The sequence below is a fragment of the Nocardioides sp. GY 10127 genome (assembly GCF_004919085.1).
Classification (GTDB): Bacteria; Actinomycetota; Actinomycetes; order Propionibacteriales; family Nocardioidaceae; genus Nocardioides.
The window spans coordinates 285,786-304,552 of sequence record NZ_STGL01000003.1 but is presented as its reverse complement, the minus strand read 5'-3'; the positions used below and the strand labels follow the sequence as shown (position 1 = coordinate 304,552).

Annotated in this window: 17 protein-coding genes and 1 tRNA gene; 10 read left to right on the top strand and 8 right to left on the bottom strand. The window is 72.8% G+C overall.

What is annotated here, in order from left to right; translation table 11 throughout:
- Nucleotides 1–107 precede the first annotated feature (107 nt).
- A complete protein-coding gene (locus E8D37_RS05090; protein ID WP_136568684.1) occupies nt 108–1,184 on the top strand; it encodes a PHP domain-containing protein in 1,077 nt (358 codons plus the stop codon).
- A 10-nt stretch (nt 1,185–1,194) separates the two neighbouring features.
- The gene (locus E8D37_RS05085; protein ID WP_136568683.1) at nt 1,195–1,854 is read left to right on the top strand and encodes a M48 family metallopeptidase; all 660 of its coding nucleotides are present in this window, start codon (nt 1,195–1,197) and stop codon (nt 1,852–1,854) included.
- A 37-nt stretch (nt 1,855–1,891) separates the two neighbouring features.
- Here the strand turns inward: E8D37_RS05085 and E8D37_RS05080 are convergent, their stop codons facing one another.
- Nucleotides 1,892–2,452 carry an NUDIX hydrolase gene (locus E8D37_RS05080; protein ID WP_136568682.1) on the bottom strand — a complete coding sequence of 187 codons (561 nt, stop codon included), beginning with the start codon at nt 2,450–2,452 and terminating at the stop codon, nt 1,892–1,894.
- 35 nt (nt 2,453–2,487) lie between these two features.
- Nucleotides 2,488–3,909: a zinc-dependent metalloprotease gene (locus tag E8D37_RS05075; RefSeq protein WP_136568681.1), complete on the bottom strand. Its 1,422-nt coding sequence runs from the start codon at nt 3,907–3,909 to the stop codon at nt 2,488–2,490.
- 155 nt (nt 3,910–4,064) lie between these two features.
- On the opposite strand from E8D37_RS05075, the gene E8D37_RS05070 reads away from it, so the two are divergent.
- The 6 genes from E8D37_RS05070 to E8D37_RS05045 all read left to right on the top strand — a co-directional run bounded on the left by E8D37_RS05070 (nt 4,065) and on the right by E8D37_RS05045 (nt 10,345).
- Entirely contained in the window at nt 4,065–4,553 is a 489-nt protein-coding gene (locus E8D37_RS05070; RefSeq protein ID WP_346763580.1) for a molybdenum cofactor biosynthesis protein MoaE, read from the top strand.
- Between the two features lie 80 nt (nt 4,554–4,633).
- Nucleotides 4,634–4,861, top strand: a complete 228-nt coding sequence (locus E8D37_RS05065) for a hypothetical protein (RefSeq protein WP_136568680.1) — start codon at nt 4,634–4,636, stop codon at nt 4,859–4,861.
- Between the two features lie 60 nt (nt 4,862–4,921).
- Nucleotides 4,922–6,004 carry a PDZ domain-containing protein gene (locus E8D37_RS05060; protein WP_136568679.1) on the top strand — a complete coding sequence of 361 codons (1,083 nt, stop codon included), beginning with the start codon at nt 4,922–4,924 and terminating at the stop codon, nt 6,002–6,004.
- A 103-nt stretch (nt 6,005–6,107) separates the two neighbouring features.
- The gene (locus tag E8D37_RS05055; RefSeq protein WP_240770196.1) at nt 6,108–6,734 is read left to right on the top strand and encodes a PPA1309 family protein; all 627 of its coding nucleotides are present in this window, start codon (nt 6,108–6,110) and stop codon (nt 6,732–6,734) included.
- Nucleotides 6,735–6,840: 106 nt separating this feature from the next.
- The gene (locus E8D37_RS05050; RefSeq protein WP_136568678.1) at nt 6,841–10,008 is read left to right on the top strand and encodes a UPF0182 family protein; all 3,168 of its coding nucleotides are present in this window, start codon (nt 6,841–6,843) and stop codon (nt 10,006–10,008) included.
- A 263-nt stretch (nt 10,009–10,271) separates the two neighbouring features.
- Nucleotides 10,272–10,345, top strand: a tRNA-Met gene (locus E8D37_RS05045).
- Between the two features lie 63 nt (nt 10,346–10,408).
- On the opposite strand, the gene E8D37_RS05040 is transcribed toward E8D37_RS05045, so the two are convergent.
- From E8D37_RS05040 to E8D37_RS05015, 6 genes are all read right to left on the bottom strand, one after another.
- A complete protein-coding gene (locus E8D37_RS05040) occupies nt 10,409–10,651 on the bottom strand; it encodes a thioredoxin family protein (RefSeq protein ID WP_136568677.1) in 243 nt (80 codons plus the stop codon).
- A 38-nt stretch (nt 10,652–10,689) separates the two neighbouring features.
- Entirely contained in the window at nt 10,690–11,745 is a 1,056-nt protein-coding gene (locus tag E8D37_RS05035) for a permease (protein WP_136568676.1), read from the bottom strand.
- 67 nt (nt 11,746–11,812) lie between these two features.
- Nucleotides 11,813–12,931: a CaiB/BaiF CoA-transferase family protein gene (locus tag E8D37_RS05030; protein ID WP_136568675.1), complete on the bottom strand. Its 1,119-nt coding sequence runs from the start codon at nt 12,929–12,931 to the stop codon at nt 11,813–11,815.
- Nucleotides 12,928–13,506: a TetR/AcrR family transcriptional regulator gene (locus E8D37_RS05025; RefSeq protein WP_206055577.1), complete on the bottom strand. Its 579-nt coding sequence runs from the start codon at nt 13,504–13,506 to the stop codon at nt 12,928–12,930. Before E8D37_RS05025 ends, E8D37_RS05030 begins: the two co-directional genes overlap by 4 nt.
- A gap of 113 nt (nt 13,507–13,619) precedes the next feature.
- Nucleotides 13,620–15,263 (bottom strand): class I adenylate-forming enzyme family protein, encoded by a 1,644-nt coding sequence (locus E8D37_RS05020; protein ID WP_136568673.1) that lies wholly within the window; start codon nt 15,261–15,263, stop codon nt 13,620–13,622.
- An 11-nt stretch (nt 15,264–15,274) separates the two neighbouring features.
- On the bottom strand, nt 15,275–15,913 hold the full coding sequence (locus tag E8D37_RS05015; protein ID WP_136568672.1) for a nitroreductase family protein: 639 nt from the start codon (nt 15,911–15,913) through the stop codon (nt 15,275–15,277).
- A gap of 160 nt (nt 15,914–16,073) precedes the next feature.
- On the opposite strand from E8D37_RS05015, the gene E8D37_RS05010 reads away from it, so the two are divergent.
- Nucleotides 16,074–18,026 (top strand): NAD(P)/FAD-dependent oxidoreductase, encoded by a 1,953-nt coding sequence (locus E8D37_RS05010; protein WP_136568671.1) that lies wholly within the window; start codon nt 16,074–16,076, stop codon nt 18,024–18,026.
- A 143-nt stretch (nt 18,027–18,169) separates the two neighbouring features.
- A complete protein-coding gene (locus E8D37_RS05005; RefSeq protein WP_136568670.1) occupies nt 18,170–18,742 on the top strand; it encodes a DUF308 domain-containing protein in 573 nt (190 codons plus the stop codon).
- Nucleotides 18,743–18,767 lie beyond the last annotated feature (25 nt).

The window sequence follows — 18,767 nt, the reverse complement described above, 5'->3', positions numbered from 1 at the left end:
AACTGTGGAGAACATGGTGACGACGGTGTCGACGTCCGTCGGTTCGTGCATCGTCACCTGCGAAGAGGTCTTTCCACCGTGTGTGGACGAGGGGCGGGGGAGTATCCGTGGATGACGGCTCGGCCGGGGCGCCGCCGCGGGCGGGCGACCCGTGGGACGCGGGGCCCGTGGCCGCGCTGCGGCGGATCGCCTTCCTGCTGGAGCGTGCGCGGGAGGACACCTACAAGGTGAAGGCGTTCCGGCGCGCCGCGGCCACGTTGCTCCCGCTGGGCGCCGACGAGGTCGCCCGCGCGGTGCAGGACGGGACGCTCGCGCAGCTGCCGGGGATCGGGCGCTCCACGGCCGAGGTGGTGGAGGCCGCCGTCCGCGGAGAGGTGTCCGCCCGGCTCGCCCGGGTGGAGGCCGAGCACGGCGGGCCGCTGACCGCCGGTGGGCACGACCTGCGGGCCCGGCTGCGGGGGGACCTGCACTCGCACTCGGACTGGTCCGACGGGGGCTCGCCCCTGGAGGAGATGGCCTTCACCGCGCTCGAGCTCGGCCACGACTACCAGGTCCTCACCGACCACAGCCCGCGGCTGAAGGTGGCTCACGGGCTGTCGGCGGCGAGGCTGGCCAAGCAGCTGGACGTCGTCGACGCCGTCAACGACCACCTCTCCGCCTCGGGGGAGACCTTCCGTCTGCTCAAGGGGATCGAGGTGGACATCCTGGACGACGGGTCGCTCGACCAGACCGAGGAGCTGCTCGCCCGCCTCGACGTGCGCGTGGCGAGCGTGCACTCCAAGCTGGCGATGGACCCCGAGCCGATGACGCGCCGGATGGTGGCCGCCGTCCGGCACCCGCTGGTCGACGTCCTCGGGCACTGCACCGGCCGGTTGGTCACGGGGAGCCGCGGCACGAGGGCGGAGTCCCGGTTCGACGCGCGGGCCGTGTTCGAGGCCTGCGCGGAGGCCGGGACGGCGGTGGAGATCAACGCCCGGCCCGAGCGCCGGGACCCGCCGACCCGGCTGCTGGAGCTGGCCCGCGACGTCGGCTGCCTGTTCTCGATCGACTCCGACGCGCACGCCCCGGGCCAGCTGGACCTGCTCGTCCACGGCTGCGAACGGGCCGAGGAAGCGGGCATCGACCCGGACAGGATCGTCAACACGTGGTCGAAGGAGCGCCTGCTGGCGTGGGCCGGTGGGTAATGTCCTCCCCATGCCCCCCACCCGCGCGGCAGGTCGCGAGCGGGTTCGTGCTGCCCACGACCGGTCGGGGCGGGTCTCCAGCGGCGCCGACGAGGCGCCCGCCGTGCCGTCCACGGAGGAGGACGTCCCGCTCGAGGACGCCACCGCCGTCGAGGTCGAGGTGCGGCGCTCCGCGCGCCGCCGTCAGACCGTCTCCGCGTACCGCGAGGGGGACCGGGTCGTCGTCCTGCTGCCCGACGCGCTGAGCGAGGAGGAGGAGCACGCCTGGGTCGGCACCATGGTGGCCCGCGTGGAGGCGGAGGAGCGCAGCCGACGCAGCGACTCCGCGCTCCTGAGCCGCGCCCAGCAGCTCAGCGACACCTACCTCGGCGGGCTGGCCGATCCGACGTCCGTGCGCTGGGTGGCCAACCAGACCAGCCGCTGGGGCTCGTGCACGCCGGCGGACCGGACGATCCGGCTCTCCGAGCGGCTCCAGCCGATGCCGTCGTGGGTCGTGGACTACGTCCTGGTCCACGAGCTGGCCCACCTGCTGGAGCCGAACCACGACGAGCAGTTCTGGGCCTGGGTCAACGGCTACCCGCACACCGAGCGGGCGAAGGGCTACCTGCTCGGCTGGGCGGACGCCGGCGAGCTCGGTGCCGCGTCCACGGGCGTCGACCAGGACGTCTGAGCCCGGCGGGCCGGCGACGCACTGTCCGCCCGGTCGCTCAGGCCAGCAGCCGGGCCCGTGCCAGGTCGACGAGCTCGACCATGTCGGGCTGCGGGTCCGGGAGGGCGTCCGAGGGCCACCAGCGGACGTCGAGGGACTCCTCGCTCACGACGGCGTCGGCGTCGGCCCGGACGACGGCCAGGAACCGGACGTCCAGGTGGTGCACCTGGCGGTCACCGGGTGCCGTCGGCGCACCGCAGAACGGCACGGCGTGCTCGGAGAGCTGCACGGGCACCGGGTCGAGCTCGAGGTCGACCAGTCCCGACTCCTCCGTGGCCTCGCGCAGGGCGGCTGCGGCGAGCGTCGCGTCCCCCTCCTCGCAGTGGCCGCCGAGCTGGAACCACTGCTGGGCCTTGGCGTGCAGCGTCAGCAGGACGTGCCCGCCGGCGGGGGAGAGCACCAGCGTGCTCGCGGTCAGGTGGTCGGGCCGGCAGGCGCGCTGGCACGCGTCGGGGTGCGCGCGCAGGTGCGCGAGGTAGCGGTCCCTCAGCCGGGCCTGCTCCGGGGTCGGAGCGGTCCAGGCGTCCAGGCGGGCGACGGCGTCGGCGTGCAGGGTCACGGGTCCAGCGAAGCAGGCGTGGAAGCGGGCCCCGTTCAGGGGGTCGCGACCGGGCCCTCGCCGCTGTCGTCGCCCGTGTCGCCGTCCTCGTCCACCACGTCCTCGGGTGCGGAGCCGCTGAGCCCGCCGTCGAGCAGCGCGGCCAGCTCGGCGTCGAACTCGGCGTCCGTGAGCGCCTCGGGCTGCGAGGCCGCCTCGCGGAAGGTCAGCGGGTCGTCCAGGTCCGCGGCGGTGGGGAGCAGGTCGGGGTGCGTCCACACGCCGTCGCGGCCCTCGGTGCCCTGGCGGGTGCGCAGCGAGCCCCACAGGGTGCTGGCGTCGCGCAGTCGTCGGGGACGCAGCTCGAGGCCGACGAGGGTCGCGAAGGTCTCCTCGGCGGGGCCGCCGCTGGCGCGGCGCCGGCGCATCGTCTCGCGGAGCTTCGCGGCGGCGGGCATCCGGCCCTCGGTGGCCTGGCCGACGACCTCGTCGACCCAGCCCTCGACGAGGGCGAGAGCGGTCTCGAGCCGGGCGAGCGCGGCCTCCTGGCCGGGGGAGCGCGGCGGCTCGAACATGCCCTCCTCCATCAGGCGCTGCAGGGCGGCCGGGTCCGACATGTCGGCGCCCCGCATCTGCTCCTCCATCCGCTCCTGGATCGCGGCGGTGTTGATGGAGATCCCGCGGGCGTAGTCGGTGACGGCGGCCAGCACGTGCTCGCGCAGCCACGGCACGTTGGCGAAGAGCCGCTCGTGGGCGGCCTCGCGGAGCGCGACGTAGAGGAGGACGTCGTCGTAGGAGACGTCCAGGCCCTCGGCGAAGGCCTCGACGTTGGCGACCACGATGGCGGCGCGGCCCGGCTCGGTGAGCGGGATGCCGATGTCCGACGCGCTCAGCACCTCGCCGGCCAGGGTGCCCAGGCCGGACCCGGTCTGCTGGGCGAGCATCGCGCCCATCGCCTTGCCGATCATCCCGATGAACGGCCCCGACATGGCGCGGGCCTCCTCGGGCAGGGCGTTGCCGACCGAGCCGACGGAGGACTCGGCGACCGGCAGCACGAGGGTGTGCCACACGTCGGCCGTGCCCACGACCCACTCCGCGCGGCTCCAGGCGGCCGTGGCGGTGATGGCGGACGGCATGTCGGTGGCCGAGTCGAGCCAGTGGTCGGCCAGGCGCAGCGTGTCGGCGACCGCGTCCCGCTGGCGCGAGCCGGGGGAGGGGTCCGGCGACTGCGCGACCGTCTTGCGGGCGGTGTCGACCGCCAGCTCCCAGTTCAGGGGCCCGTCGAACGGCTGCATCATGGACTGGATCTGCCCCAGCACCTGCGACAGGTCGAAGCCCTCGCCGCCGGCGGCGCCGAACATCTGGGACAGGTCGAAGCCCTGGCCGCCCCCGGCGCCGAAACCGGCTCCGAAGAGGTGCTCGAAGGGCGTCCCCTTGAAGGGGTTGGGGGTCTCGTCGTCGCCCGGGCGCTCGCTCATGCCTCCACGGTACCCAGGTGGCTGCCGTGGGCCACGCCCGTTCGCGCCCCGCGAACTGGACAGGCACCGCGCGCCCCGCGAACTGGACCGGCACCGCGGGGCCCGCGCACCGGACCGGCCGGGGTCCGCCCGCGACGTCCACCTAGGCTGGCGCGGTGACCAGCCCCGAGCCGCCCGTGCCCGACGCGACGCCCGGCGACGCGCCGGTGGGATCGGGGGAGCCGGTGGTCCGGCTGGTCGACGTGCGCGACGTCCCGCTGGACGTCGCCGAGGTCGTCGAGGTCTGCGACGACGAGCACGCCGGCGGCCTGACCCTCTTCGTGGGCCGCGTGCGCGACCACGACCACGGCCGCGGCGTGGACGGCCTGGACTACACGGGCCACCCGACGGCCCTGGCCCGCCTCCGCGAGGTCTGCGAGGCGGTGGCGGCGCGGCACCCGGCGGTGCGCGCCCTCGCTGCGGTGCACCGGGTGGGCACGCTCGGGATCGGGGACGTGGCGGTGGTGGTGGGTGCGGCCGCGCCGCACCGCGACGTGGCCTTCGAGGCGTCCCGCGACCTCATCGACTCCCTCAAGCAGCAGGTACCCATCTGGAAGCACCAGCGCTTCTCCGACGGCGGCGAGGAGTGGGTGGGCACGCCCTGAGCCCCGTCCCGCCTCGTCCCGGCCCGGCCCGCCCCGCGCGCCGCGCCCACGACCGGGCGGCACGCGCCTACCGTGACCGCGTGGAGATCCTGCTCTGGCTCGCCCCGGCGGCCGTCGTCACCGTGCTCGCCATGCTCTGGGTGGGCTGGGCCGGGCGGACGCGGCGCGAGCCGGACCGCGACGTCCTGCTCGAGCGCCTCGGCAAGGGCCTGGAGCGACCGACGGCCCTGCGGTACGCGGCACCCCGCCGTGAGCCCGACCGCGGCACCGGCCTCGCCGTCCGGCGCTCCCGGACGCCGGGCAGCTGAGCGGCCGGTCCCGCCACCCGCCCGGCGGCCGGGCTTGGGTCGCATGGGACCATCTCGACCATGACGCAGCGCACCCTGGCCGCCGTCCTGGCCGTGCCGGTCGTCGTGGCGCTGCTCGTCGTGACCATGTTCGTCGGACTCCCGTACGCCACCTACGCGCCGGGGCCCACCATCAACGTGCTGGGGACCTCGGGCGAGGCCGTGGGTGGCAGCGGCGACGCGGAGATCATCACGGTCGACGGCGCGAAGGCGTACCACGACGACGACGGCCAGCTGCGGATGGTGACCGTCAGCGTCTCCGCCAGCGACCGCAAGGTGTCGCTCCCCGAGCTCCTCTACGCGTGGTTCGACCCGAGCCAGGCCGTCTACCCCTACGACTACGTGCACCCCTCCACCACCAGCGCCGAGGAGGAGGAGCAGGAGGGCAGCGTCCAGATGGTCACGTCGCAGGACGTGGCGGTCGCGGTGGCGCTCAAGGAGCTCGGCTACACCGTGCCGTCCGCCCTGCAGGTCGCCTACGTCGAGAAGGGCACCCCGGCCGCGGGGAAGCTCAAGGCGCACGACGTGCTGCTGCGCATCGACGGGGAGAAGATCACCGGCGCCAAGATGCTGGTCAAGCGCATCCGGGCCACCGACGAGGGGGACTCCGTCACCCTGCTCGTCGAGCGTGACGGCGTGCGCAAGTCGGTCACGGTGACGCCCGAGGAGAACGACGGCGTCCAGTACGTCGGCTTCGTCCCGGCCGTCGGCTACGTCTTCCCGGTGCAGGTCTCGATCGACATCGACTCCTCGATCGGCGGCCCGAGCGCCGGGCTCATGTTCTCCCTCGGCGTCTACGACACGCTCACCAAGGAGAGCCTGACCGGCGGCCACACCATCGCCGGCACGGGCACCATCAGCGCGGACGGCACCGTCGGCCAGATCGGCGGCATCCAGCAGAAGATCGCCGGTGCCGAGCGCGACGGCGCCGAGCTGTTCCTGGTGCCGGCCGACAACTGCGCCGAGGCGCTCGAGGTCGACGACGGCTCGCCCGAGCTCGTCCGCGTGGACGACTTCGCCTCCGCGCTGAAGTCGGTGAAGGAGTGGGTCGCCGACCCCGACCGCACCGACCTCCCCTCCTGCTCCGACGCCTCGGCGTCCTAGCCCCGCACCCCGCGACGGCGCCCCCGCACCCCCCGCACGCCCCGCCCCGCAGCACCCGCACTCCCCGCTCACCAGGACCACCAGCAGACCAGGAGCGCCGACCGTGACCGACGAGACGCCCGACGGGCCCGACGAGGCAGCCGCGGGCTCCGCGATGCCTGCCGACCCCTTCCCCGAGACCGCGGACGCCGTGCGCGCCGACCTTGACGCCGACCCCGCCCTGGCGAGCGCCGTGCTCGAGGTCGAGAAGCACGTCGCCGAGCAGGGCTGGGACCAGCCGGCCCGGCTGTTCGCCCTCGTCGACACCGCCGCCCTGGTGGCCCAGGAGCCCGCGCTCGCGGCCGCGATGGGTCTGGACCAGCCGTCCGAGGACGGCTCGTTCACCCCGGTCGAGCAGGACCAGCTCGACCCGGCCACGGCGATCGAGGAGGTCCTGCCCGGCATCGTCTGGCCGGACGCCGTCGCCGGCTGCGCCGCGGTGGTCGAGCGCGTCGTCCTGCCGCCCGACGCGGACGCCGAGATCCCCGAGGACCCCGACGAGGCCGCCGCGTTCGCCGCGACCCACCCGGATCGGCAGGAGATGCGGCTGGTTGCCGGGACGACACGGTCCGGTTCGACGTACTGTGCGATGCGCTTCCGCAGTCACGACGAGGACCACCTCGTCGTGGGGGGAACGGACCTCGTGCCCTCCCTGCTGGAGCTGCTGGCCGCCACGCTGGTCGAGGACTGACCCGCACCGCGGCCGGCACGGCCGTACCGGGCCCCTGACGGGCCCAGGATCCCCCACACGCGGCACCGCAGGGTGGCGCACCTGATCCGAGGAGACCAGGAGAGTCGTGAGCGACACCTTCGAGCAGCCCGCCGGGGCGGCACCGGGGCCGGAGGGCCTCAGCGGTCGCACCCGTGCCCTGATCATCGCCGCCGTCGCCCTGGTGGTGTTCTTCTTCGGCCTCACCACGTTCGCCGGGGTCTACACGGACCGCACCTGGTTCTCCGCGGGCGGGTTCGTCTCGGTCTGGGACCGGATGCTCCTCGTGCGGGCCGGCCTCTTCATCGGGTTCGGGCTGGTCATGGCGGTCGTGGCCGCGGTGAACGTGCTCATCGCCTACCGCCTGCGTCCGCTGTTCGTGGGCATGCCGGACGCCGGCGGGGTCCGCCGCTACCGCGACGCCGTCACGCCCGTGCGGCGCTGGGTGCTGCTCGCCGTCGCCGGGGTCTTCTTCCTCTTCGGCGGGGCCTCGGCGGCCGGCACGTGGCGGGAGTTCCTGCTGTGGCGGAACGGCGTCGACTTCGGGCAGACGGACGACTACTTCGGCCGCGACATCGGCTTCTTCCTCTTCGACCTGCCCTGGTACCACTTCGTCACCGACTTCGTGATGGCCACGCTGGTCGTGACGGCGCTCGTCACCGCGCTCACGCACTACCTGTACGGCGGGATCAACCTCCAGGCGCCGGGGGAGCGGTTCACCGGTGCCGCGCAGGCCCAGCTCTCCCTGCTCGTCGGCCTGCTCGTGCTCACCAAGGCCCTCGACTACTGGCTCGACCGGTTCGACCTGGCCAGCCAGAACGGCTCGCTCATCACCGGCCTCACCTACACCGACGAGAACGCGGTCCTGCCGGCCAAGAACATCCTCCTCGGCATCGCCGTCATCTGCGCGGTGCTCTTCCTGGTCAACGTCTGGCGCCGGACGTGGATGCTGCCCAGCGTCGGCGTGGCGCTGCTCGCGCTCTCGGCTGTCATCCTCGGCCTCATCTGGCCGGGCGTCGTCCAGCAGTTCCAGGTCAAGCCGTCGGAGGCCGACAAGGAGCAGGACTACATCGCCACCAACATCTCGGCGACCCGCGACGCCTACGGCATCGACGACGTCGAGGTGACGGACTTCAACCCGGAGAACACCCTCGGGGTCTCGCTGGCCGCGCTGGACGGGCAGACCAAGTCGATCCCGCTGGTCGACCCGCAGCTCGTCTCCGACGCCTTCGAGCAGGACCAGCAGGTCCGCGACTACTACACCACCGCCGACGTCCTGGACGTCGACCGCTACGACGTCGACGGCACCGAGCGCGCGCTCGTGCTCGGCGTCCGCGAGCTCAACTCCGCCGGCGTGCCCGAGCAGAACTGGTCGAACCTCCACACCGTCTACACCCACGGCAACGGCATCATCGCCGCCTACGCCAACCAGCGCGGTCGCGAGGACGGCGCCGAGCTCGAGGTCGAGAGCGACGACTCGTCCACCTCGACGAGCGGGAGCGACTCCGCCGCCGGCCTGGAGTGGGCGCAGGGCACCGCCTCGAACGAGGACGACCTGCAGGACGTGACCGGCGGCTACCAGGACCAGATCTACTACGGCGAGGACTCCACGGAGTACTCGATCGTGGGCAAGGCCAGCGACGACGCCGCCGACATCGAGCTCGACCTCCAGGGCGACTCCACCTCGACGACGACGTTCACCGGCCCCGGCGACGGCAACGTGGGCAACACGTTCCAGAAGCTCATGTACGCGATCCGCTTCGGCGACCCCAACTTCCTGCTGTCGGGTCGCGTCAACGCGAACTCGAAGGTGCTCTACGACCGCACCCCGCTCGAGCGGGTCACGAAGGTCGCCCCCTGGCTGACGCTGGACAGCGACCCCTACCCGGCGGTCGTCAACGGCAGCATCGTCTGGATCATCGACGGCTACACGACCTCCGACCAGTACCCCGGCTCCCAGAAGGAGTCGTACTCGGAGATGATCGACGACTCGCGGGCCGACGACACGGGTCTCGCCACCGTCCCCACCGACGAGGTCAACTACATGCGGGACGCCGTGAAGGCGACCGTCGACGCCTACACGGGCGAGGTGACCCTCTACGAGTGGGACACCACCGACCCGATGCTGCAGACCTGGATGAAGGCGTTCCCGGGCACGGTGCAGCCGAAGTCGGCCATCTCCGACGAGCTCATGTCCCACCTGCGCTACCCCGAGGACCTGTTCAAGGTGCAGCGCTACCAGCTCGCCAGGTACCACGTCACCGACGCCGACGACTGGTACCAGGGCAACGACCGCTGGGAGGTCCCCGCGGACCCGACCACCAGCGGCACGTCCTACCAGCCGCCCTACCGGCTCTTCGTCGGGGACGACTACGTGGGCACCGCCGCGGACGCGTCGGGCTCGTCGGATTCGTCGGGCTCCTCGGGCTCGTCGGGCAAGAGCTCCTCGGGCTCCTCGTCCGCCTCCGACGGGTCGGGGACGACCTCGGACGGCCAGACCTGGTCGCTCACGTCCGTGTTCGTGCCGATCGGGCGAGCCGTCCTGGCGTCCTACATCTCGGTGGACTCCGACGCCACCAGCGACGACTACGGCACGATCCGCGTGCTGCAGCTGCCGAACGAGAACACCCCCGGCCCGGAGCAGGTGGCGAACACGTTCACCTCCGACGAGGACATCGCGGACGCCCTGGCGCAGTACAACCGCACCGACGGCACCGTCATCCGCGGCAACCTGCTCACGGTGCCGCTCGACGACGGGTTCCTCTACGTCCAGCCGATCTACGTGCGGCGCCAGGCGTCCGAGGCGTCCTACCCGGTGCTGCGGTTCGTCACGACCGCCTACGGCAACAACGTGGGCATCGGCTCGACGCTGCGGGAGTCGCTCAACGACCTGCTCTCGAACGTCGGCTCGGACACCTCCGGCTCGGACACCTCCGGATCGGGATCGGGCTCCGGGTCCGGCTCGGGCGGCTCGAAGCTGACCGGCACGACGCAGGAGAAGATCAACGAGCTGCTCCAGCGCGCCGAGACGGCGTTCAACAAGGCCGACAAGGCCTACGCGGACGGCGACCTCGGCGAGTACCAGGACCAGGTGGAGAAGGCGCAGGGCTACATCAGCCGGGCGCTGACCCTGGCTGACGGGGGCTCCTCGTCGGGGGCGTCGGCCAGCTCGTCGGCCAGTGCCTCGGCCAGCTCGTCGGCCAGTGACTCCGCCTCGGCGAGTGCGTCCGGCTCCAGCACGGCCTCGGGGGAGTAACCCTCACCACATCGGCCCTCCCGCCGAAGCGTTCCGACCCCATCTCGACCGCTCCCGGCCGCTCCCGTGCCCCGGGCCACCCGACGGGTTCGGTCCTCGTCCACACGAGGACCGAACCCGTCGGTGCGTGTGAGGGCAGTGCGCTGACCTGCGGTTTCTCGGTGACGAGCGGGGCAGAGGGCGCGTTCGGTCCTCGTGGGCGACGGTCGGAGCACCCCCGATTTGGCACGTCCCCACCATCCGTGTAACGTTCTATTCACCGACGCGGGGTGGAGCAGCTCGGTAGCTCGCTGGGCTCATAACCCAGAGGTCACAGGTTCAAATCCTGTCCCCGCTACAAGTAAGAGAACCCGCCAGGCACAGCCTGGCGGGTTCTCTGTTTTTCACCGCTCGTCACGCCTCAGCCGCCGGCTCCGGCGAGCAGCTCGGTCAGCTCCCGGGTGGTGGGCACCCGTCCGGAGACGAGCACGCGGCCGTCTACGACGAGTCCGGGGGTGGACATGACCCCGTAGCCCGCGATCGCGGCGTAGTCGGTCACCTCCTCGACGTCCGCGGCGAGGCCGAGGCCGTCGAGAGCGGCCCGGGTGGCCTTCTCGAGGGCGCGGCAGTTGCGGCAGCCGGGCCCGAGGATCTTCACGTCCATGGCAGGACTCCTTCGGTGCGTGGGGACGAGGCACGGGCTCAGGTGAGCACCGCGTTGAACAGGTAGCCGACCCCGACGATGGAGGCGGCGACGACGCCGACGAAGACCGCCAGCAGCGGGGGCTTCAGGACGCGGCGGAGCAGGACGAGCTCGGGCAGCGAGAGGCCCACGACCGCCATCATGAACGCCAGCAGCGTCCCCATCGGCAGCCCTTGGCCGTACAGCGCCTCGACCAGCGGGAGGATGCCGGCCGCGTTGGAGTAGAGCGGCACACCCAGCAGGACGGCCACGAGGACCCCGGTGGCGGACCCGGAGCCGGCGTAGCGGACGAACAGGTCGGCCGGGGCCCAGCCGTGGATGAGCGCCCCGAGCCCGATGCCGACGAGCAGGTAGGGCCAGATCCGTCGCAGGATGCTGCGCACCTCCTGTGCGCCCATCGCGATCCGCTGCTCGATCGTGAGGCCGGCGCCGGGGTCCACCGGCTCGCCGTCCAGCCGCGTCTCCAGCACGAACGGCTCGACCCACCGCTCCAGCCGCAGCCGCCCCAGGACGAACCCCGCGACCACGGCGACGGTCAGCCCCGCGCCGACGTAGAGCAGCGTGACGCGCCAGCCGAACAGGCTCAGCAGCAGGCCGATCGCCACCTCGTTGACCAGCGGGCTGGCGATGAGGAAGCTCAGCGTCACGCCGAGCGGCACCCCGGCCGCCACGAAGCCGATGAACGCGGGCACGGCGCTGCACGAGCAGAACGGTGTGACGACGCCGAGCCCCGCGGCGAGCACGTTGCCGGCGCCCTCCCTCCGGCCGCCGAGCAGCGCGCGGGTGCGCTCCAGGCTCATGAACGAGCGCAGCACCGTGACCACGAAGACGATGAGGGCGAGCAGCAGGACGATCTTCACGGTGTCGTAGCAGAAGAACCGGACCGTCTCGTAGGTCCGGGACGCCGGGTCGAGACCCAGGACGTGGGTGAGCAACGGTTCCCAGACGAGGCCGTTGACCCGGTACGCGGCCACCCAGGCCGCACCCGCCCCGACGCCGGCGGCCACCAGGCCCCACCGGTGCCGTCCAGGGGAGCGGACGAGCGTCTCGGTCACGCCTCCAGACTCCTCCGCAGCGGTCCGGGAGGGCCGTGCCGGAGGACCCCCGGCGGGGATGCGTTCGTCAGGCGGGCGTGGCGCCCGGGTCCGCGGGCCGCGCCCAGGTCGCGAGAGCGTCGGCCGAGGTCACCGGGACGGGACCGGTCGGTCTCCTCGGCCGGCTGCGGGAGAAGCGAGGGGCGGGCGCGGCCTGCGGGTGACCGTCCACCTCGACGAAGGCGCCGCGTGCGACGGCGTGGGGGTGGGTGAGCGCCTCCTGGTGGTCCAGGACGGGTGCGAGGCACGCGTCCGACCCGTCGAAGACCCGCGCCCACTCGTCGCGGGTGCGGGTGACGAAGCGGCCGGCCAGGAGTGCCCGCTGCCGCGGCCAGTCCGCGGCCTCCCACCGTGCCCCGAGCAGGTCGGGGTCCAGCTCCAGCCCGGCGAGCAGGGCGAGCCAGAACGGGTCCTCCAGCGCCGCCACGGCGACGAAGCGTCCGTCGGCGCAGGCGTAGGTGGCGTAGCAGGGGGCGCTGCCGTTGAGCAGGTCGCTCGACCGGTCGCCCGTGCTGCGGCCGGCCGCCAGCCACGAGAGCTGGAGCTGGCCGAGCAGGTTCGCGCCATCCACCATGGCGGCGTCCACGACCTGTCCGCGGCCTGAGGTGACCCGCTCCAGCAGGGCGGCGAGGACGCCCGTGACGAGCAGCATGGAGCCGCCGCCGAAGTCGGCGACCAGGCTCAGCGGTGGCACGGGCGGGCCGTCGGACGGGCCCATGAGCCCGAGCAGCCCGGTGGTCGCCAGGTACGTGAGGTCGTGGCCGGCGGTCCGGGCCAGCGGTCCGGTCTGTCCCCACCCGGTCATCCGGGCGTAGACCAGCCCCGGGTTGCGGGCCAGGCACTCCTCGGGCCCCAGCCCGAGCCGCTCCGCGGTGCCGGGCCGGTACCCCTCGACGAGCACGTCGGCAGCGTCCACGAGGCGTTGCACCACCGCCAGATCGGCTGGTTCCTTGAGGTCGGCCTCCAGCACCCGGCGCCCGCGCCACAGCGCGGCGTCGGCGTCGGGCACCCCGTCGGGAGCGGCCCGCGAGGCGCGCCGGACCTGGAGGACGTCCGCGCCCAGGTCGGCGAGCACCATCCCGGCGTGGGGGACCGGCCCCAGCCCGGCCAGCTCGACCACCCGGACGCCCGCGAGGGGTGCGCTCACGTGGCCGGCTCGGCGGCCGACGCGGGGCCGGGGGCCGAGCGGCGACCGAGCACCCCGTCGACCGCGAAGGTCACGTAGGCGTCCGCGAGGGCCTCGAGGTCGTGGTCGTCGCGCAGCCACCACACGATGCCGTTCAGCATGTCGAGCACGGCGATGGCGGCCCGCGAGGCGTCCTCGACGGTGAACACGCCCGCGCGCACGCCCGCGGCGATGACGTCGCGGACGCGCCGCTGGTAGTAGCGCCGGTAGTCGACGACCTGCGCACGGTGCTCGGGGGTGAGGGCGGAGAGCTCGCGCAGGCTCACCAGGTGCTCCACGCGGTGCTCGGCGAGGCTGAGGACGTGGGCCCGGACGAGGGCGGCCAGCCGCTCGTCGGGCGGCCCACCGGTCTCGAGCACCGGCAGGTGCTGCTCGTCCCAGTCCCGCGTCATCCGCAGGGCGATGGCGTGGAGGATCTCCTCCTTGGAGCCGAAGTGGTTGTACAGGCTCGCCCCGCGGATACCCACCGCCTCCGCGATCTCCCGCATGCCCACCGCGTGGTACCCCTGCTCGGCGAAGCAGGCGGCCGCCGCCACGAGGATCTCCTCCCGCCGGCGCAGGGTCGCGGGTCGGGCGCCGCGACCGGGGGCGGACGTGGCGGGGGCGGACGTGGCGGGGGAGGGGTCCTCGTGGGCCGGTGCGTCCAGGACTACTGCGCCCCTCTCCCGTGCTCGCGCCGCAGCTCCCGCTTGAGCAGCTTGCCCTGCGGGTCCGTCGGCAGGGCGTCCAGCAGGTGCACCGCCTTGGGCACCTTGTAGGAGGCCATCTCACCACGGCAGTGCTCGCGCAGCTCCTCGCCGGTGGCGCTCGCCCCGGCCCGCAGGACGACGAAGGCCGTGACGACCTCGGACCAGTAGTCGTCGGGCAGCCCGACCACGGCGGCCCGCTCGACGTCGGGGTGGGCCTGCAGGGCCCGCTCCACCTCCTGCGAGGAGACGTTGAGGCCGCCGGACTTGATCATGTCCTTGCTGCGGTCGAGGAAGAACAGGTTCCCGTCGGCGTCCTGCCGGACGATGTCGCCGGTGTGCACCCAGCCGTCGGCCAGCACGGCCGCCGTGCGCTCGGGGTCACGGAAGTAGCCGGACATCACCGACGGCGTGCGGCACCAGAGCTCGCCGCTCTCCGCGTCCTGCCCCAGCGGGTCGACGACCCGCACCTCGAGGTGTCCGACGGGCTTGCCGATCCAGGTCGGGTCGTGGTCGGGGATGTCTTCCAGGCGCTTGAACCAGCCGACACAGCCGAGCTGGGTGAGCTCGGACTGCCCCCAGTAGGTGCCCCAGACCGCGGCCGGCGCGGCGGCCGCCCAGGCGTCCAGCGCGTGCGGGGAGACCTGGCCGCCGTAGGTGAGGCAGCGTTCCATCGTCCCCACCGTGTCCGGCCCGAAGTCCGGGTGGTTGGCCAAGGCGATGAAGAAGGTCGGGGTCTGGGCGATGACGGAGATGCCCTCGGTCCGGATGAGGCGCAGCGAGGCCCCGGCCTCGACGCTCGCGGGCAGCACGAGGGTCGCGCCGAGCGTGAGCAACGAGGTGGCCGAGCCGATGCCGGCGATGGTGTGGAAGGGCATCACGTAGAGCCAGACGTCGTCCGGCAGGCAGCGCAGCCCCCACGTGTAGGCGGGTGTGGTCGAGACGAGGTAGTTGCGGTGGGTGATCATCACGCCCTTGGGCGCCGCCTCCGTGCCGCTGGTGTAGATGACCTGGGCGAGGTCGAGCTCGTCGACCTCGCAGTCGGGCTCGGTGTCCGGCGCGTCCGCGCACAGGGCGTCGAACGAGTGCCAACCGGGCGCCTCGGCCCCCATCACCACCCGGGAGACCCCGCTGCCGTCCGCCAGGGCCTCCTCGACCACGCCGACGTGCTCGGCCGCGACGACGACGACGGCCGGCTCGAGGTTGCCGAGCTGCTGCCCCACCTCGCGGGGGCCGAACAGGGCGCTGATCCCGGAGTAGGCGGCCCCGACCTTGAGCGCACCGTAGTAGGCGACCAGGGTCTCGACCCGGTTGCGGGCCATGACCGCGATCCGGTCACCCCTGCCGACACCCAGCCTGAGCAGGGCGTGGGCGAAGCGGTTGGACCACGCGTCCAGCTCCGCGTAGCTCGTGGCGACGCGCGTGCCGTCGGGGTGGTGCGCCACGACGGCGGCCTTGCCGCGCAGGGTGCGCGCCTGTCGTCGCAGCTGGTCGCCGAGGGTCGCACGGCCCAGGGGGCTGCGCTGGAGCGGGGACAGCCCGCGCTCCCCGTCGACGGAGCCGCTCGCGGCGGGGGAGAGGGGAGGAGCGTCGGTCAGCTCGGTCATCGCAGGCGTCCTCAGGCGTACATCGGGGTCGCGAAGTCGTCGCGGAAGACGATCTCCTCGACGGGGCTACGGGTGAGCTTGCGAGGGAAGCCCTTGGCCGGGTAGCCGACGGCGAGCAGCGCCGCGGTGATGAAGCCGTCGGGGATGGACAGCATCTCGCGGACCGCCGGCTCCTCCGCGCACAGCAGCGTGGTGAGCGCGGAGGCCACCCCCTGCTGGCGCAGCGCGAGGGTCAGGTTCTGGACGGTGGGGTAGATCGACGCGCCGCCGACCACGCTCAGCCGACCGAGCTCGTGGTCGGTCGGGTGGATGCCGTCCATCTCCGCGCACACGACGATGAGCGTGGGGACCTCGGCGAGGTGGTGCGCGAAGTGGTTGGCGCTCTCCACGGTCGCGGGCACGGCACCGACGGCCTTGGTGCCCTCCACGACCATCGCGTAGTAGCCCTCCCAGTAGGGCAGGTAGAGCTCCGCGAGACGCTTCTTCTTCTCGGCGTCCTGGACGACGATCCAACGCACCGGCTGGCGGTTGCCACCCTGCGGCCCGAAGCGGGCGTCGTCGAACGCGGCGCGCAGGACGTCGTCCGGCACCTGCTCGTCGGTGTAGTAGCGGCAGGTCCCGGTGGACCGCATCGCCTCGCTCAGCTCCATTGCTCTCTCCCTGACACTGACGGTAGTTAGTGTGACCTACGTCGCAGAGCGTCGGGGATGTGGCCTGAACGCGTCAAGCATCGGAGCGAAATTGTTCCCGTGGTGCCGAGGTCGATCGACCCTGGTTGGCAAGAGGACTGACAGCGGTTAGTTTGCGGCCATGACTCAGGAGCTCGTCGACGCACCTGCGGCCCCCCTCGACGCCTCACGGCTGGACGAGGCCCTGCGCGCCGCCAACGTCCCCACCCTGCTCGCCGTGCTGGTGCAGCTCACGGGGGACCGCTCCTGGCTGGCTCCCCGCTACCGCCCCACCCGCCCGCGTGGCATGGACGACAACCGCACCGGGGGCCTGCCCGAGGTGGTGCAGGACGACGTGCGCGCGGCCGTGGCCGCGGCGCTGCGCGCGCACTGGGCGGGGCGGCCGGTCGCGCTGCCGGACCCGAGCGACGAGCAGGTGATGGAGCTCCTGGACTTCACGGCCGGTGAGGAGGTGCCCGCCGAGTTCGCGCCGATGATGGCGGAGATCGTGCGGGGCACGCCCCGGCCCGCCGTCGACCCGCTGCCGCCCGGGCACGGCCTGCGGGCCATCGTCGTGGGCGCCGGCATCGGTGGGATGCTGGCGTCGGTGCGGCTCGCGGAGGCGGGGGTCGAGCACGTCGTCCTGGAGAAGAACGACGGCGTGGGCGGCTCCTGGTACGAGAACCGCTACCCGGGCGCGGGCGTGGACACCCCCAGCTACCTGTACTCGTACTCGTTCTTCGACCACGACTGGTCGACTCACTTCGGCAAGCGCGACGAGGTGCAGTCCTACCTGGACTCCTTCGCCGACGCCCACGGCCTGCGCGAGAGGGTGCGGTTCGGCGTGGAGGTCGAGGCCGCCGACTGGGACGAGGAGGCTCACGGCTGGCGCGTCACGGCCCGCGCTGCCGACGGCACCCGGGAGGTGCTCGAGGCGCCGGTGCTGATCAGTGCGGTCGGCCTGCTCAACCGGCCCAAGGTGCCGGCGCTGCCCGGGCTGGAGTCGTTCCGTGGGCCGATCTTCCACACGGCGCGGTGGCCGGAGGACCTCTCCGTCGCCGACCTGGCCGGCAAGCGCGTCGCGATCGTGGGCACGGGTGCGAGCGCGATGCAGGTCGGCCCGGCGATCGTGGACACGGTCGGCTCCCTGACGGTGTTCCAGCGCTCGCCGCAGTGGGTGGCGCCCAACGACGTCTACTTCGAGCCGGTGGGGGACGACGTCCACTGGCTCAACACCCACGTCCCCGGTTACCGCCACTGGTACCGCGCGCGTCTGTCCTGGATCTTCAACGACAAGGTGCACCCGACCCTCCAGGTCGACCCCGACTGGCCGGAGGAGCGCGCCTCGATCAACGCCGCCAACCACGGCCACCGCCGGTTCTACGAGCGCTACCTGCGCGACCAGCTGGGCGACCGCGAGGACCTCGTGGCCAAGGCGCTGCCCGACTACCCGCCCTTCGGCAAGCGGATGCTGCTCGACAACGGCTGGTTCGCGATGCTGCGGCGCGAGCACGTCGACCTCGTCACGGAGCGGGTCGAGGCCGTCACTCAGACCGGCCTCGTGGACGGCGCGGGCGTGGAGCGCGAGTTCGACGTCGTCGTCCTGGCCACCGGCTTCCACGCCGACCGCCTCCTGCACCCGATGCAGGTGCGAGGCCGCTCGGGCGCCAGCACCGTGGAGACGTGGGGCGAGCACGACGCGCGCGCCTACCTGGGGATCACCGTTCCCGACTTCCCGAACCTGTTCGTCATGACCGGGCCGAACACGGCGCTGGGTCACGGGGGGAGCTTCATCACGATGCTCGAGTGCCAGGTCCGCTACGTGCTCTCGGCGCTGGCCGCGATGGTGGAGCAGGACGCTGCGGCGCTCGAGTGCCGCCAGGACGTCTGCGACGAGTACAACCGGCGCGTGGACGAGGCCCACGCGCAGATGGTGTGGACCCACCCCGCGATGGACAACTGGTACCGCAACGCCGACGGCCGGGTGGTCTCCGTGCTGCCCTGGCGGATCATCGACTACTGGACGCTGACCCGGCAGATCGACCTGGCCGACTACCTCCTCGACCCCCGTGATCGTGGGGCGGGCCCGGCCTGAGCCGCGCTCAGCCGTCGCGACGTCCCTGGCAGGAGGCACCGTCTCACCCGCTGCGTGTGAGGCGGGCCGGACCTGTGCCTCGCCAGTGTGAACGGGTGAGCCGCTGCTGAGGGGTGGCGGTCCGATGACGAGGAGTGAGTGGCATGGCTGAGGCTGTGAAGAGCCGGACCGGGTGGGACCTGCTGCTCGGCGGACTGATGGTCCTGGGCGGCGTGATCGTGCTGTCCTACGCGACGGTGGCGACGGTGGTCTCCGTGCTGTTCACGGGGTGGACCACGCTGATCCTGGGTGTCGTGGGGCTCGTGATCGCCCTGACCCGCATCGGCAAGGAGGGCTTCTGGACGGGCCTGCTGGGCAGCGGGCTCTTCACCGTCCTGGGCCTGGTCATGGTCCGCAACCCCGCGGTCGCGGCCGTCTCGCTGACCCTGGTGGCGGGCGCCATGTTCCTCACCACCGGCATCGCCCGCCTGGCGGCTGCGGTGCAGATCAAGGAGGCCCGCGTGCCCCTGATCATCAGCGGCGGCATGTCGACCCTGCTGGGCCTGGTCATCCTGTTCAACCTGTTCGCGGCCTCGTTCACGTTGCTCGGCGTCCTGCTCGGGATCGAGATGCTCTTCGAGGGCTTCGCGGTGATGATCGCCGGTCGCTCGAACCTCACCAGCGCGCGGGTGGCCGGGCTGACCACGCCTTCGGACTCCGAGCCGACGCACGCCTGAGGACCGACGGGATCGACGGGATCGA